This is a genomic window from Nonomuraea sp. NPDC049695, from assembly GCF_040674955.1.
Lineage (GTDB): Bacteria > Actinomycetota > Actinomycetes > Streptosporangiales > Streptosporangiaceae > Nonomuraea > Nonomuraea helvata.
Map to the genome: position 1 here is coordinate 214,020 of NZ_JBFANV010000003.1, position 14,853 is coordinate 228,872.

14 protein-coding genes are annotated in these 14,853 nt (G+C 70.1%); 9 read left to right on the top strand and 5 right to left on the bottom strand.

The window, feature by feature from the left end:
• Positions 1-36: 36 nt before the first annotated feature.
• Together AB0J64_RS04500 and AB0J64_RS04505 are read left to right on the top strand one after the other, a co-directional pair.
• Positions 37-201: a hypothetical protein gene (locus AB0J64_RS04500; RefSeq protein ID WP_364020483.1), complete on the top strand. Its 165-nt coding sequence runs from the start codon at positions 37-39 to the stop codon at positions 199-201.
• The gene (locus tag AB0J64_RS04505; protein ID WP_364020485.1) at positions 202-498 is read left to right on the top strand and encodes a GNAT family N-acetyltransferase; all 297 of its coding nucleotides are present in this window, start codon (positions 202-204) and stop codon (positions 496-498) included.
• Here AB0J64_RS04505 and AB0J64_RS04510 read toward each other — a convergent pair.
• A complete protein-coding gene (locus tag AB0J64_RS04510) occupies positions 481-1,629 on the bottom strand; it encodes a hypothetical protein (RefSeq protein WP_364020687.1) in 1,149 nt (382 codons plus the stop codon). The genes AB0J64_RS04505 and AB0J64_RS04510 overlap by 18 nt on opposite strands.
• A 130-nt stretch (positions 1,630-1,759) precedes the next feature.
• Here AB0J64_RS04510 and AB0J64_RS04515 point away from each other — a divergent pair, with 130 nt between their 5' ends.
• Complete coding sequence (locus AB0J64_RS04515; RefSeq protein ID WP_364020488.1) at positions 1,760-3,712, top strand: thioredoxin domain-containing protein; 1,953 nt, start codon at positions 1,760-1,762, stop codon at positions 3,710-3,712.
• Positions 3,713-3,736: 24 nt separating this feature from the next.
• On the opposite strand, the gene AB0J64_RS04520 is transcribed toward AB0J64_RS04515, so the two are convergent.
• Positions 3,737-5,782 carry a transglycosylase domain-containing protein gene (locus AB0J64_RS04520; RefSeq protein ID WP_364020491.1) on the bottom strand — a complete coding sequence of 682 codons (2,046 nt, stop codon included), beginning with the start codon at positions 5,780-5,782 and terminating at the stop codon, positions 3,737-3,739.
• 218 nt (positions 5,783-6,000) lie between these two features.
• Positions 6,001-6,474 carry an Lrp/AsnC family transcriptional regulator gene (locus AB0J64_RS04525; protein ID WP_344992846.1) on the bottom strand — a complete coding sequence of 158 codons (474 nt, stop codon included), beginning with the start codon at positions 6,472-6,474 and terminating at the stop codon, positions 6,001-6,003.
• A gap of 103 nt (positions 6,475-6,577) precedes the next feature.
• On the opposite strand from AB0J64_RS04525, the gene hppD reads away from it, so the two are divergent.
• From hppD to AB0J64_RS04550, 5 genes are all read left to right on the top strand, one after another.
• The gene (gene hppD / locus AB0J64_RS04530; RefSeq protein ID WP_364020494.1) at positions 6,578-7,687 is read left to right on the top strand and encodes a 4-hydroxyphenylpyruvate dioxygenase; all 1,110 of its coding nucleotides are present in this window, start codon (positions 6,578-6,580) and stop codon (positions 7,685-7,687) included.
• Between the two features lie 34 nt (positions 7,688-7,721).
• On the top strand, positions 7,722-8,162 hold the full coding sequence (locus tag AB0J64_RS04535) for an RDD family protein (RefSeq protein WP_364020497.1): 441 nt from the start codon (positions 7,722-7,724) through the stop codon (positions 8,160-8,162).
• A gap of 46 nt (positions 8,163-8,208) precedes the next feature.
• Positions 8,209-9,633 (top strand): M1 family metallopeptidase, encoded by a 1,425-nt coding sequence (locus AB0J64_RS04540; RefSeq protein WP_364020500.1) that lies wholly within the window; start codon positions 8,209-8,211, stop codon positions 9,631-9,633.
• Between the two features lie 72 nt (positions 9,634-9,705).
• Complete coding sequence (locus tag AB0J64_RS04545) at positions 9,706-10,263, top strand: RNA polymerase sigma factor (protein WP_364020503.1); 558 nt, start codon at positions 9,706-9,708, stop codon at positions 10,261-10,263.
• Entirely contained in the window at positions 10,260-10,928 is a 669-nt protein-coding gene (locus AB0J64_RS04550) for a hypothetical protein (protein ID WP_364020506.1), read from the top strand. The genes AB0J64_RS04545 and AB0J64_RS04550 overlap by 4 nt, the downstream gene beginning before the upstream one ends.
• 70 nt (positions 10,929-10,998) lie before the next feature.
• On the opposite strand, the gene AB0J64_RS04555 is transcribed toward AB0J64_RS04550, so the two are convergent.
• Together AB0J64_RS04555 and AB0J64_RS04560 are read right to left on the bottom strand one after the other, a co-directional pair.
• Positions 10,999-12,078: an ROK family protein gene (locus tag AB0J64_RS04555; protein WP_364020509.1), complete on the bottom strand. Its 1,080-nt coding sequence runs from the start codon at positions 12,076-12,078 to the stop codon at positions 10,999-11,001.
• 31 nt (positions 12,079-12,109) lie between these two features.
• Positions 12,110-13,279 carry an FIST N-terminal domain-containing protein gene (locus tag AB0J64_RS04560; protein WP_364020690.1) on the bottom strand — a complete coding sequence of 390 codons (1,170 nt, stop codon included), beginning with the start codon at positions 13,277-13,279 and terminating at the stop codon, positions 12,110-12,112.
• 171 nt (positions 13,280-13,450) lie between these two features.
• On the opposite strand from AB0J64_RS04560, the gene AB0J64_RS04565 reads away from it, so the two are divergent.
• Positions 13,451-14,842 carry a sigma 54-interacting transcriptional regulator gene (locus AB0J64_RS04565; RefSeq protein WP_364020512.1) on the top strand — a complete coding sequence of 464 codons (1,392 nt, stop codon included), beginning with the start codon at positions 13,451-13,453 and terminating at the stop codon, positions 14,840-14,842.
• Positions 14,843-14,853 lie beyond the last annotated feature (11 nt).

Sequence of the window (14,853 nt, forward strand, 5' to 3'; positions counted from 1 at the left end):
TCGTTCACCACTCCGCCCCAGTGGCAGACTGGAGGTGTGAACGTTCTAGCAGCAGGTGATGTGAGTCCGGGCCTGCTCGGCTTCCTCGTTGTCGCCTTTCTCGGGTTCGCCCTCTACTTCCTGATCAAGTCGATGAACAAGCAGATGTCGAAGATCAAGGTGCCGCACGAGGGCGACACGGACGACAAGAAGGCCGAGTAGATGCCGATCGAGGTGGTCGACAACTCGACGGAGAGCCGGTTCGAGGTCCTCGTGGACGGCAAGGTTGCCGGCTTCGCCGATTACCGGCTGCTGCCCACGAAGATCGTTTTCACGCACACCGAGGTGCTGCCCGCGTACGAGGGGCAGGGGCTGGCGAGCAAGCTGGTCGGGTACGCGCTCCAGACGAGCGCCGACACCGGCCTGCGCGTGGTGCCCCTGTGCCCGTACGTCGCGAAGTACATCGAGCGCCACCCCGAGTTCCAGGAGCTGGTCGACAGCTCATTCGGCGGCAGGTGACCAGGCCCGTTCCAGGGCCTTGGGCAGCCCCCACCAGCCCAGCGGGGTGAGCACCTCGCTCCGGTCGACGATGCCGAGCTGGGCCCACAGGCCCACCACCGACGCGAACAGCGTCTCCGTCGCGTCGAGGTCGTCGTCGTCCTGGTCGTCGACGTCGATGTCCTCTGACTCGGCGATGAGCCGCGCGATCCGTTCGGGCGAGGCGAGCACACCGGGGCCGAGCCTGGTCAGCGCCGCCACCCCGGCCAGCCAGTCGGCGTGCTGGATCGCGCAGAGGTCGGCCAGCGTGGCGTCCTCCAGGCTGAGCTCCCTGTCGAGGTCGGCGAACTCCTCCAGCGCGTCCCCGCCCTCCGACAGGTCCGAGATGGGCCCCGCGATGCCCGCCGCCACCGCCAGCCACAGCTCGCCGTCGTCGTCCGGCATGGGGGCGTCGTCGAACCCGGCGCAGGCCCGCAGCACGTTGCCGGGGTAGCCGGGCTCGGCGAGCAGCTCGCGCAGGCGCGCGGCGGCCGCCTCCAGGTCGCCGGCGGGCAGCTCGGGCTGCTCGGGCAGGCCCGCGACGATGCGCCGCAGCTCCGACAGCGCGAACGCCTCCTCCTCGTCCCAGGCCGCGAACAGCTCCTCGTCCTGCTCGTCGCTCACCGCGAACCCGGGCACCCTGCCGTCGGGCAGCGGCGTGCTGAGCCAGTGCTCCTGCAGCTCCTCGTACGCGCCGCGGGCCTCCTGGTCGCCCGCGACCAGCGCGTCGGGGTCGATCTCGCCGACCTCAACCCTTTCCTCCAGGTACGCGACGAGCCGCGCGAACATCTCCGCCGCCACGGGCCCGCGCTCGTCCTCCTCCGGCCAGACGAAGTAGCTGGGCGTCATGAGCATCGGCTCCGTGCCGGTGGACTCGACCCAGCGCTGCACGTCACCGACCGTGGCGACGCCGGACTCGATGGAGCTGAGCGTGGCCTTGGCGGACTCCCAGAACGGGAGGGAGAGCGGGTTGCCCGCCGACATCATCGCCCGCCGCAGGTCGGGCAGCGCCACCAGCGCCACTCCTGACGGTACGGCGAGCAGCGCGCGTGCCACGTCCCTGCGTGTGATGGCGCCGGCGGGGCGTCCTGCGTGGGCGCAGAGGAAGTCCATATCCACGCCCTGTAACCTACGCCGTCCCACCCTCCGGGGTCAGCTGCCCTCCCTGTCACGCAGGGCCGGGGAGGTGGCGGTCGAGGGGTGCCGGGTCGGGGGCGGACTAGGCTGATCAGGGGAGGTCCTGATGAACCGCTTGAAAGACGCCACAAGCCCTTACCTGCTCCAGCACGCGGACAACCCCGTGGACTGGCACCCCTGGGGTGAGGAGGCGTTCGCGGAGGCCAGGCGGCGGGACGTGCCGCTGCTCATCAGCGTCGGCTACTCCGCATGCCACTGGTGTCACGTCATGGCACACGAGAGCTTCGAGAACGCCGAAACCGCGCGCCTCATGAACGAGCACTTCGTCAACATCAAGGTCGACCGCGAGGAACGGCCGGACGTGGACGCCGTCTACATGAGCGCCACGCAGGCCATGACCCGCCAGGGCGGCTGGCCGATGACGGTGTTCGCGACGCCCGACGGCCACCCGTTCTACTGCGGCACCTACTTCCCGCGCCCCCACTTCCAGCGCCTGCTCACCGAGGTGCACAACGTCTGGAGGGGCGACCGCGACATGGTGCTGGAGCAGGGCGCCAAGGTGGTGGAGGCGCTCAACGCGGGCACCACCCTGCCCAGCGGAGCCGTGCCCGACGAGGAGACGCTGGCGCGGGCCGTGCGTAATCTGCGCGAGGAGTTCGACGCGGCGAACGGCGGGTTCGGCGGGGCGCCGAAGTTCCCGCCGTCGATGGTGCTGGAGTTCCTGCTGCGCTCCGGTGAGCGCGAGATGAGCGGCAGGACGCTCGAGGCGATGGCCCGCGGCGGCATGTACGACCAGCTCGGCGGCGGGTTCGCGCGCTACAGCGTGGACGCGGAATGGGTGGTGCCGCACTTCGAGAAGATGCTCTACGACAACGCGCTCCTGCTGCGCGTCTACACGCACTGGTGGAAGGCGGGCGGCGGCGAGCTGGCCCGGCGCGTGGCGCTGGAGACGGCCGACTGGATGCTGCGCGAGTTGCGCACGAAGGAGGGCGGGTTCGCCTCGGCGCTCGACGCCGACAGCGAGGGCGTGGAGGGCAAGTTCTACGTCTGGACGCCCGAGGAGCTCCGCGACGTGCTCGGCGAGGACGACCGCCGCTGGGCCCAGGAGCTCTTCGAGGTGACGGTGACCGGCACGTTCGAGCACGGCGCGTCCGTGCTGCAGCTGCCGCGCGACCCCGACGACCCCGTACGCTACGCGGGCGTCCGCGGCCGGCTGCTCGCCGCAAGAGACCTGCGGGTACGCCCCGGGCGCGACGACAAGGTCGTGGCCTCGTGGAACGGCCTGGCCATCGCGGCGCTGGCGGAGACCGGCCTGGCGTTCGAGCGGCCCGACCTTGTGGCGGCGGCCACGGGCGCGGCCGAGCTGCTCGCGAGCACGCATGTGGTGGACGGCAGGCTGCTGCGTACGTCCAAGGACGGCAGGGCCGGCACGAACGCCGGGGTGCTCGACGACTACGCCAACCTGGCCGAGGGCCTGATCTCCCTGTACGGCGTGACCGGCGAGGCCAGGTGGCTGCGGCTCGCGGGGTCCCTGCTGGACACCGTGCTCGACAGGTTCGCCGACGGCACGGGCGGCTTCTACGACACGGCGGACGACGCCGAGCGGCTCTTCCAGCGGCCGCAGGACCCCACCGACAACGCCACCCCATCGGGCCAGTACGCGGCCGCGGGCGCGCTGCTGTCGTACGGCGCGCTGACCGGCTCCACGCGGCACCGTGAGGCCGCCCAGGCCGCGCTCGGCACCGTGTCCGTGCTGGCCACGGGGCACGCCAGGTTCGCCGGGTGGGGGCTGTCCGTGGCGCGGGCGGCGCTGAACGGCCCCGTGGAGGTCGCCGTGATCGGGCCGGCCGACGACCCGCGTACGGTGGCGCTGCACCGGCAGGCGCTGCTGGCCGACGTTCCCGGGCTGGTGGTCGCACTCGGCCCCGGCGAATTCCCGGAGCTCCTGGAGGGCCGCGGGCTCGTCGGCGGGGCTCCTGCCGCCTACGTGTGCAGGGGATTCACCTGCCGCATGCCCGTGAGCACGGTCGAGGAACTCCGCGCCGAGCTGGCAGGGTGAGCAGCCTCCACTGAAGCACGCGCGCTAGCCGGTCTGCGGGCGGCCCGTGTTAGGGTCGGTCCCCGTGTCGCCACCTGTCGTGGGGACGGGGGCCTGCGTGGCCGGCGGCTCCGTGTGCTCGGGCGGCTGGTCCGGCTGCCCGTTCTGCCCGTCACCGTTGTCGCTCGGCGCATCGGTCGACGGCGGGTCCGTGGCCGTGGGACCGGTGGGGTCAGGCGTGGGCGTGCTGTTCCAGTCGTTGGGGTTCGTCGGAGACGTGTAGTCCTGCCGGGGAACGTCCTGGTTGTAGTCGGGCGTGGAGTAGTCGGGCCCCCAGCCGTAGTCCGACGGCTCGGGGAACTCCTCCACCGGCTTGCCCGCCATGGCCTCGGTCATGAACGCCCGCCAGATCTGCGCCGGCAGCTGGCCGCCGAACTGCGTGCCGTACCCGGGGATCGTGACGGTGGCGTTGTCCTCCCTGAACATGTCGACCGCGACGGCGAGCTGCGGCGTGAACCCGTTGAACCAGACCGACTTCGACTTGTCCGTGGTGCCCGTCTTGCCGGCCACCGGGCGATCGTAGAGCCGGGCGGCGGTGCCGGTGCCGTACTTGACGACCTGCTGCATCGCGTACACGGTGTCCGCGGCGGCCTGCTCGCTGACCACCCGCGTCGCGACCGGCTCGATGACCTTCTTCTTGCCCTTCGCGTCGGTGACCGACATCACCACGTGGGCCTCCATGTGCGTGCCCTTGTTGGCGAAGGTGGAGAAGCCCGAGGCGTTCTGGACGGCGCTGACCGAGGAAACGCCGAGCGGGAAGGACGCGTAGCTCTGCTGCTGCTCGATCTGCGCCTTGGGGATGCCCGCCTTCTCGGCGACGGCGGCGACCTTGTCGAGGCCGACCTTCTGGCCGAGGTCCACGAACGCGGTGTTGACCGAGTTCTGGGTGGCCCGCACCAGGTTGATCTGGCCGTACGAACGGTCGCTGTCGTTGGGGATCGGCTTCGGGTCCGACGCCACGCGCATCGGCGAGTTGCCGTTGACCCTGGTGGACAGGTCGAAGCCGTTGTCGAGCGCCGCCGCCAGCGTGTACGGCTTGAAGGTCGAACCCGCCTGGACCTTGGACGAGAACGCGCTGTCCCAGTGCTCGGACTGCGAAGGCTTGCCCCCGTAGAAGGCGACGATCTCACCGGTGGCCGGATCGACGGCCGCGAGCCCCGTACGGACCTTCTTGGGCGTCGAGTCGGGCAGCACGTCGTTGACGGCCCGCTGGGCCGCCTGCATGAGCTTCTTGTCGAACGTGGTGACGATCTTCAGGCCGCCGCCGTTGATGTCCTCGTCGGTGTAGCCGCGCCGGTTGAGCTCGGCCGTCACCTGCCCCAGCATGTACTGGGCCTGGCCCTTGAGCTCGAACGGCTTCTTCGGGGCCGCGAGCTCGGGGAAGCGCTGGGCGGCGACCTGCTCGGGCGTCAGCGTGCCGGTCTGGCCCATCGCGTCGATCACCGACTGCCAGCGCGCCTTGGCCGCCTCGAGATCGGCGCCCTTGGGGTCGGCGAACCGGCTGGGCTGCTGGATCACCGCCGCGAGATAGGCGCCCTCGGCCACGCTGAGCTGGTCGACGTGCTTGCCGAAGTAGGCGCGGGCGGCCGACTCGACGCCGTTGGCGCCGCGGCCGAAGTAGATCGTGTTGAGGTACTGCTCCAGCACCCAGTCCTTCGACTTGGACTGGTCGACCTTCATCGCGATGAGGATCTCTTTGAACTTCCGGGTGACGGAACGCTCCTGGCTGAGGCCGCTGTAGTAGTTGCGTACGAGCTGCTGGGTGATCGTCGAGCCGCCCTGGAGCTGCTGCCCGCTGACGGTGGACCAGACGGCCCGCGCGGTGCCCTTGACCGACACGCCGCCGTCCTCGTAGAAGGAGCGGTTCTCCGCCGCGATGACCGCGTCGCGCACGTGCTCGGGCACCTTGGCCAGTTCGACGTTCTTGCGGTCGATGCCCTGGCGGGCGATCACGCTCTTGCCGTCGCGGTAATAGATCACCGAACCCTGTGCAGTCGCTTCCTTCTGCGTGGAGTCGGGAATGGGGGTCATGGCCCACGCGACCGCGAAAAGCCCGACGAGTACGAGGATTCCTGCACCAAAAGAAATCAGTAGAAGCCTGAGAACCCGCCGTTTTCGCATCCCGTTACCACCGCCGCTCCGCACCCCGACCCCCTCGTCACCTTCGGACAACCCCCGCAAGCTGGGCGAATGCCAAGGGTAAACGATCGATATCGGTGCCCCGTCCCACAGCGATAGTACGGCGGGAGCTAGCTCCTGCGCGGGACATCGGCGACCAACGGCAGCACTCTGTATGGAACCGGTGTGTCCAGGGCGATGATCGAATTAGTCCTGAGCACACCCTGAACGTCCACTATCCGGTCGATAACCCGCTGAAGATCGGCATTCGTCCGCGCGACCACGCGGCAGAGCAGATCGCTGTCGCCGGTGATCGTGTGCACCTCCAGCACCTCGGGGATCGCGGCCAGCCGGTCGGCCACCGGATCGTGCCCGGCGATCTGCCTGATCTCCATGCTGACGAACGCGGTGACGCCGTAGCCGAGGGCCTCGGGCGACACGTCGGGCCCGAACCCCGTGATCACGCCCCTGGCGATCAGCCGGTCGAGCCGGGCCTGCACGGTGCCGCGGGCCACGGCGAGCCGGCGCGAGCATTCGAGCACGCCCAGGCGGGGCTCCTCCGTCAGGAGCGCGATCAGCCGGGCGTCAAGGTCATCGATCGTCATACTGTACAGATTTACCGGACATTTCCCGGAGAAGCTAGGCAGCTTGTCCACCGGATCAGGTAACTGTTGCGCAGCTCGCCCAGGAAAATCGACAGTTGGACTTATGAATGACGCTTTTCCGGTCAACGGCATGGATGCCGTCGTGTTCGCCGTGGGCAACGCCAAGCAGGCGGCCCACTATTACTCGGCCGCGTTCGGCATGAGGTTGGTGGCCTACCGCGGCCCCGAGAACGGCAGTCGCGACGAGGTCGCGTACGTGCTCGTCTCGGGCGGTGCCACGTTCGAGTTCCGCGCCTCCCTCCGCCCGGGCACGGACCTGGCCAGGCACGTGGCCGAGCACGGTGACGGGGTGATCGACCTGGCCATCGCGGTGCCCGATGTCGAGGCGGGGTACGCGCACGCGGTCGCCCACGGGGCCAGGGGGCTGGCGGAGCCGTACACGATGGAGGACGAGCACGGCAAGGTGCAGATCGCGGCCATCGCCACCTACGGCGAGACCCGGCACACGCTGGTCGACAGGTCCAACTACGGCGGCCCTTACCTGCCCGGATACGTGGCGGCCGAGCCGCTGGTCGCGCCCCCCGGCACCAAGAACGGGCGGCTCTTCCAGGCGATCGACCACTGCGTCGGCAACGTCGAGCTGGGCAAGATGGACGAGTGGGTGGAGTTCTACCGCAAGGTGATGGGCTTCACGAACATGGCCGAGTTCGTCGGCGACGACATCGCCACCGAGTACTCGGCGCTCATGTCCAAGGTCGTGGCGGACGGCTCGCGCAAGGTCAAGTTCCCGCTGAACGAGCCGGCCATCAGCCGCAGGAAGTCGCAGATCGACGAGTTCCTGGAGTTCTACGGCGGGCCGGGGGTCCAGCACATCGCGCTGGCCACCAACGACATCCTGACCACGGTGGACCACATGCGGGCGGCCGGCGTCCAGTTCCTGGACACGCCCGACTCGTACTACGACGACCCCGAGCTGCGGGCGCGCATCGGGCAGGTGCGGGCGCCGATCGAGGAGCTCAAGCGGCGGAAGATCCTCGTGGACCGCGACGAGGACGGCTACCTGCTGCAGATCTTCACCAAGCCGGTGCAGGACCGGCCCACCGTGTTCTTCGAGCTGATCGAGCGGCACGGGTCGCTCGGGTTCGGCAAGGGCAACTTCAAGGCCCTGTTCGAGGCGATCGAGCGCGAGCAGGAACGGAGGGGCAACCTTTAGTTTGCCCCGACTTAGTGGTGGTCATCAGGACATCATGGGATCACCACCGGGGCTGGCGGGACGCTGGCGACGCCTGTTCGCCGGCGTCCTCGACTGGCTCATCATCAACGTCGTCTCCGTCCCTTTCACGTTTCCGAGCTGGGAGTACGTCTGGGACCGGGGCAGAGGCGCGTGGGAACGCTATCCGGTGGAGCACACCTTCCTGGCCGGGCTCGTGGCCTTCCTGTACTTCTGGCTGCTGCACGCCTTCTGGAACGGCCAGACCCTGGGCAAGAGGCTGTTCGGCATGCGGGTCGTACAGGAGCGCGGCGCCCGGATCACCGTGTCCCAGGCCGCGGTGAGGCAGGCCGTGGCGGCCGGGCTCGAGTGGCTGTGCTGCGTCGGCATGCTGGTGGACCTCGCCTGGATCCTCTTCGACCCGCGCAAACAAGCCCTGCATGACAAGGTGGCCAGGACGGTCGTCGTCAACGCGTAACACAGCGTAAGCTTCTGGTCACAATTCGAAGGGGGCTCGTAAGCCGATGCGTTCCTACAAGCGCTGGGTGGCACTGATGGCGGCGCTGATCAGCGTGCTGGGCTGCGCGCCCGCGGACAAACCGCCGCTCGCCGACCATCGGCTCGACGACCCGCCGCCGCTCACCGAATTCCGGCCCGGCGCGGCCGGCATCGGCGATCCCGACTTCCCCACCGACGGCAACGGCGGCTACGACGTCTCCCACTACGACCTGGACATCGACTACGTGCCGGTGACCAAGCAGCTCCACGGGGTGGCCACCATCAAGGCCGCCGCCACCCAGGACCTGTCGAGCTTCAACCTCGACTTCTCCGGGATGACCGTGAGCAAGGTCACCGTCAACAACGCCACCGCGACGTTCCGGCGCCAGGGCAGCGAGCTGACCGTGACGCCGTCCGAGCCGATCGACGTCAAGTCCCGCTTCACCGTCAAGGTCACCTACGCGGGGCAGCCCCAGCCGATCAGGGACAGCGCCAACCTGGGCACGTTCGGATTCGTCGCGACCCCTGACGGCGCGTTCGTGGCCTCCGAGCCCGACGGCTCCAAGACCTGGTTCCCCAACAACGACCACCCGGCCGACAAGGCCACGTACGACTTCACGATCACCGTTCCCGCCGGGGTGACCGCCCTGGCCAACGGCGAGCTCGTCGGGCGGCCCACGACCGCCCAGGGCAAGACCACCTTCCGGTGGCGCGAGCGGCAGCCGATGGCGAGCTATCTGGCGACGGCCACGATGGGCAAGTTCGACCTGCGCGAGGGCCGCACGCCCGCCGGCATCGCGGAGACCGCCGCCGTCGACCCCAAGTTCAAGGCGTCGCTCAACACGCTCTTCAAGCTCTCCGGTGAGATCACCGACTACTGGTCCACGGTGTTCGGCCCCTACCCGTTCTCCTCGACCGGGGGCATCGTCGACGACTTCGCCGCCGGTTACGCGCTGGAGAACCAGACCAAGCCGCTTTACGGGGGCTTCGAGCCCGACCCGAGCATCATCGCCCACGAGCTGGCCCACCAGTGGTTCGGCGACAGCCTGTCCATCAAGCGCTGGAGTGAGCTCTGGCTCAACGAGGGCTTCGCCACGTACGCGGAGTGGCTCTGGTCGGAGCACAAGGGCGGCAAGACCGCCGAGGCGATCTTCAACCAGGAGCACGCCCGCCCGGCGAGCGACCCGATCTGGGCCTACCCGGCGGGACGGGCCAGGCCCGAGGACCTGTTCAACGCGTCGGTCTACTCCCGCGGCGCCATGACGCTGCACGCCCTGCGCAAGGCCATCGGCGACGCCACGTTCTTCAAGCTGCTCAAGACGTGGACCGCCGACCACCGCTACGGCAACGTCACGACGGAGGAGTTCATCCGCCTCGCCGAGCAACAGTCCGGCAAGAACCTCCGCCCGCTCTTCGATGCCTGGCTCTTCCAGCCGCAACGCCCTGCCTGAGCCGGACGGAAACGCTTCTCGTCGCTCGGTCCAAGTACGGGTGTAAGGCGAACGACGAAGGGAGCGAGGCCAGTGCGCCTCAACGAGGACCCTGCGGCCTTTGAGGCCTTCTATCGCCGCCATGTCGATGCCGTCATGCGATTCGTGGTCCGGCGGGTGAGCGACCCTCACCTCGCCGCCGACCTGACGGCGGACATCTTCCTGGCGGTCCTGGACTCGGCGCACACCTACGTGCCCGGCCGGGGCAGCGAGATCGCGTGGCTGTACGGCATCGCGCGCAACGTCGTGTCGGCCCAGCATCGCAAGGCGGCGCGGGAGGCGCGGGCGACCGGCCGCGTCGCCGGCCGCCGGCTGATGGACGATGACGATCTCATCAGGATGGAGGAGCGGGTCGACGCCGAGCGCCGGATGCGCCGCTCCCTGGAGGCCATGCGCCGGTTGCCCGAGGGCGAGCGGGCGGTGCTGGAGCTGGTGGCGATCGACCAGCTCACCGTCGCCGAGGCCGCCGCGGCCCTGGGCATCAGGCAGGTGACCGCACGAGTGCGGCTGCACCGGGCCAGACGGGCCCTTGGGCCTGTCGCCGAGATGGGAAGCCCGTCTTCACCTGTGTACGTGGAGGGACAGGTATGAGCAACTTCGAAGAGCGCCTTCTCGGTGCACTCAAGGAAGAGATCACGACGCGGAAGGCGGAGAACGCGACGGCGACGACCGTGACCCCGGTCGAGCGCCCTTCCAGGCGGCGCTTCGTGGGGCTGTCGGCCGCGGTGGCCGGGGTCGCGGCCACCGCCACCGCGGTGGTGGTGCTGGCCGGGCTCAACAGCACCCCGGCGTACGCGGTCACCAAGGGCGCCGACGGGGTGGTCAACGTGCGGATCAACGAGTTCAGCGACCCCGAGGGCCTGGCCGGGGAGCTGGCCAGGGCCGGGGTAAGGGCGGTCGTGGACTACCTGCCCGAGGGGCAGACCTGCAAGGAGCCGCGTGGCGAGCGCGGGTCCGGCACCGGGAAGTTCGCGGCGAGCGTCGGCCGGTCGGGCGGCGGGATCTCCTTCAAGATCGAGGAGGGGCAGGTGCCGGTGGGCGAGACGCTGGTGCTGGCCGTCTCCAAGAGCAAGGACGGCGACGACAAGCCGCCGTTCGCGATGTCGCTCACGGTCGTGAACGGTCCGGTCGCGCCCTGCCAGCCCACCTCGATGCCCGCGCCCGGCCCCGGTGCCAAGGACGATGGCGGGCCTGGCCCGGTCACCAGGACGGAAGGCACGGACCAGGGCCCCGGCTCCACCACCGAAACCGAGTGACCCCCTCCTTGAAGTGTGGCGGCCTTCCAAGGCCCGGCGGCCTTCCCGAGCAGACGGGGTCGCCGGGCCTTCAACTCCAGTAGCGCTCGCCGGCCAGGATGAGCGCGGCGGCGCCGACCAGCCCCGCCTCCTGGCCCAGGGCGGCGGGCACGACCTTCACCCGGCGGGCGAAGGTCATCCTGGCGTGCTCCCGCAGCGCCTCCTCCAGCGGGCCGAACAGCGGCTCGCCTGCCTGCGACAGCCCGCCGCCGATCGTGACCAGATCGAGGTCGCACAGGTGGGTGGCCGAGGCGATGGCGATGCCGAGCGCGCGCCCGGCGCGGCGCATCGCCAGCAGCGCGACCGGATCCCCGGCCAGCGCGTCCGCCGCCAACGCCCGCGCAGTGACCGCCCGATCCTCCCGGTACGCCTCCCCCACGCCCCCGGCCCACCCCGCCCCACCTGGGGACCCACCGGACGCGGCGCCGACTCCACCGGGCGCCACCTCCGAGCCGCCCTTCCCCGCCCGCACGGGCTCCGGGGTGGCGCTCGCAGCCCGGGCGACCGTCCCGGAACGGGTGGAGCCGGGGGTCCAGCCGCGGGACAGGGCCCAGGCGGTCAGGGCGGGGCCCTGGGCCACGGCCTCAAGGCAGCCGTGGCCGCCGCAGCCGCACCGGGGGCCGCCGATCGGTTCGACGATCACGTGACCGACGTGCCCGGCGTTGCCCGTACGGCCGTTGACCAGCCGGCCGTTCAGGATCAGGCCGCCGCCCACGCCCGTGGACACCACCATGCCCAGCATGTCGGAGGTCCCCCGCCCGGCGCCCTTCCAATGTTCGGCCACGGCCAGGCAGACGGCGTCGTTGTGGAGCCGTACCGGAACGTCGGGAAAGCGGGCGGCCAGCCGGGCGCGCAGGGGGAAGCCGCGCCAGCCGGGGATGTTCAGGGGTGAGACGGCCCCGTCAGGCCAGGTCATGGGACCGCCGCAGCCCACGCCCACGCCGTCGACGCCTGCGGAGAGCGGCTGCACGAGGTCCACGAGCGTCTTCCACAGGGTCGAAGCGTCCGCGCCCTGTGGCGTGGCGACCCGGGCGGACCTGGTCACCGTGCCGTCGTCGGCGATCAGGCCGGCGGCCATCTTGGTGCCGCCGACGTCGATCGCGAGGATCACCGGCGGCCTGCCGTACGGGACCGGCTCAGGCTCATGGGCCGGCGCTGGAGAACACCAGGACCGAGGCCGTGAACCCGTGTACGTGGTTGTGGCCCGAGACCGGGCCGACCTCGCCGGCGGCGAAGAAGCCGGCCATGCCGATGGGCCCCAGCGTGTCGCGGAGGGCGACCGGGTCGTGGTCCGCCGTGCCGAACATGGCCGAGCCCCGGCCGTTGCACGAGAACAGCAGCGCCCCGTCCACCTTGCCGAGTTGCTCCCGGTGGGCGTCGAGCAGGTCGTACAGGTCCTCGTCGGCGGTGGCCGCGTCGCGCACCTGGAAGCGCACGGTCCTGCCGATCTCCACGATGTCGCCGATGGCCACGGCCTCGCGTTCGGGGTCGATGCCGATGACCCCCCTGATGAGGAAGTCGCCGCGCTCGTGGCGTTCGGCGTACTCGTTCATGGCCACGCCGATCTGCAGGCCGGAGGCGACCAGCTCGCGGTCGTCCTCGTCCAGCTCGCTGACGATGTCCTCCAGCCGGGCCAGCGCCGGCTGACCGGCCAGCTCCAGCAGCAGGTTGTCCTCCGACGCGGTGACGACCATGCTGGGACCGATCGGGCGGCAGCCCTGACTCACCACGGTGCTGATCTTGACCGGGCCGCTGATCAGCACGCCGATCGCGCCCTCGGTGTAGACCTCGCCGTCGGCGAACAGCCGTACGGAGCCCCGGCCCTGCAGCCCGTTGGCCAGCCCGCCGATCAGCGGCAGGTCGCCGAGCACGTCGACCGAGCGTTCCACGAAGGCGTCGGTCGGGAAACTGTACGGATCGGCGAGCAGGATCGCCACATGGTCGTCCCCGCCCCGCTCGGGCAGCCCGACCACCACGAACCTGTCCTCGGCCGTCAGCGTCTCCAGCGCGAACGTCGTCAGCCTGGCGCCGTCCAGCGTCGCCGCCCACGCGCTCACGGCCGGCGTCAGCTCGACTCCCTGCCCGTCGCCGATCACTCCCGTGGCGCTGCATCCGATCACGTGCGCGTCGGGCGCGAGCTTCATCGCGGCCTCACCGGCCCGCGCGACGTCGTCCGGATCGTCGCCGCAGATGAAGAAGCAGACCAGGTCCGCTCGGCCGCTGAGCCTCGACAGGGCCCGGCCGACGGCGGTCTCCGCGGCCTCCACCAGGTCGGAACCCACGGCGAGGCCGTCGGCGAAGCGACTAGTCATCAAGGCCACGCGTCTCGCCTCCCTCGGCATGTCAAAGTTCCCTAGGCCGCATTCTCCCCACTAAAAGGACAAGCACGCGCACGAACCGTCACTCAATGGTTGAGATCCGAAATCTCCGCCAGATGCGAAAGTCTCTGCCGGTTTGCTCGCGGGGGACGTAGTCTCGATCCCGTGCATCAGCCACGTATTCTCCGCGAGTTGCGAGAGAGCGGCCACGTTCATCGCACCGTCAAGGCCGAAGTCCGGGAAAATCTGCTGGCCAAGCTGCGGGCGGGCGAGCCCCGCTTCCCCGGCATCGTGGGCTTCGACGACTCCGTCCTGCCGCATCTGGAACGGGCGCTGCTCGCCGGGCACGACCTGGTGCTCCTCGGCGAGCGCGGCCAGGGAAAGACCCGGCTCATCCGCACCATCACGGGCCTGCTCGACGAATGGACCCCGGTCGTCGAGGGTTGCGAGATCAACGACCATCCGTACGCGCCGGCCTGCACGCGCTGCCAGGCGCTAGCGCGGGAGCTGGGTGACGAGCTGCCAGTCGCGTGGAAGCACCGCGACGAGCGCTACGGCGAGAAGCTCGCCACGCCCGACACCTCCGTGGGCGACCTGATCGGCGACGTCGACCCGATCAAGATCGCGGAAGGGCGCAGGCTCGGCGACCCTGAGACCGTCCACTACGGCCTGGTCCCGCGCACCAACCGCGGCGTCTTCTCCGTCAACGAGCTGCCCGACCTGGCCGAGCGGATCCAGGTGTCGCTGCTCAACGTGCTGGAGGAGCGCGACATCCAGGTACGCGGCTACAACCTGCGCCTGCCGCTCGACATCCTGCTCATCGCCAGCGCCAACCCCGAGGACTACACCAACAGGGGCCGGATCATCACCCCGCTGAAGGACCGCTTCGGCGCGGAGATCCGCACCCACTACCCCCTCACGGTGGAGGACGAGCTCACGCTCATCCGCCAGGAGTCCATGCCGGACATCGGCGCCGACGTCCCCGAGCACCTGATCGAGGTCATCGCCCGGTTCACCCGGCTGGTACGCGAGTCCACGGCCGTGGACGCCCGTTCCGGCGTGTCGGCGCGCTTCTCGATCGCGGCCGCCGAGACCGCCGCGGCCTCGGCCGTGCGCAGGGCGGCGATCGCGGGCGAGGAGCAGGCCGTCACGCGCGTGGTCGACCTGGCCTCCGTGGTCCACAGCCTGCGGGGCAAGGTGGAGTTCGAGGTCAGCGAGGAGGGCAGGGAGACCGAGATCCTCGCTCACCTGCTGCGCAGGGCCACGGCGGAGACGTTCAGGACCCGGCTGGGCGGCATGGACCTGTCCGCGATCATCGACAAGTTCTCCGCGGGCACCCAGGTGGAGTCGGGCGAGCTGGTCCCCGCGGGCGAGCTCCTGCACCGGATGGGCCCCATCCCCGGGCTGGCGAAGGTCATGTCCCGTCTCGGCATGGGAGCGGGCGAGGAGTCGCCCGGACATGCGGCGGCGGCCCTGGAGTTCGCTCTTGAGGGGCTTTACCTCATGCGGCGCCTGTCCAAGGAGGACCTTGACGGAGTCTCCGTCTATCGCACGTGAACAACTTGGCG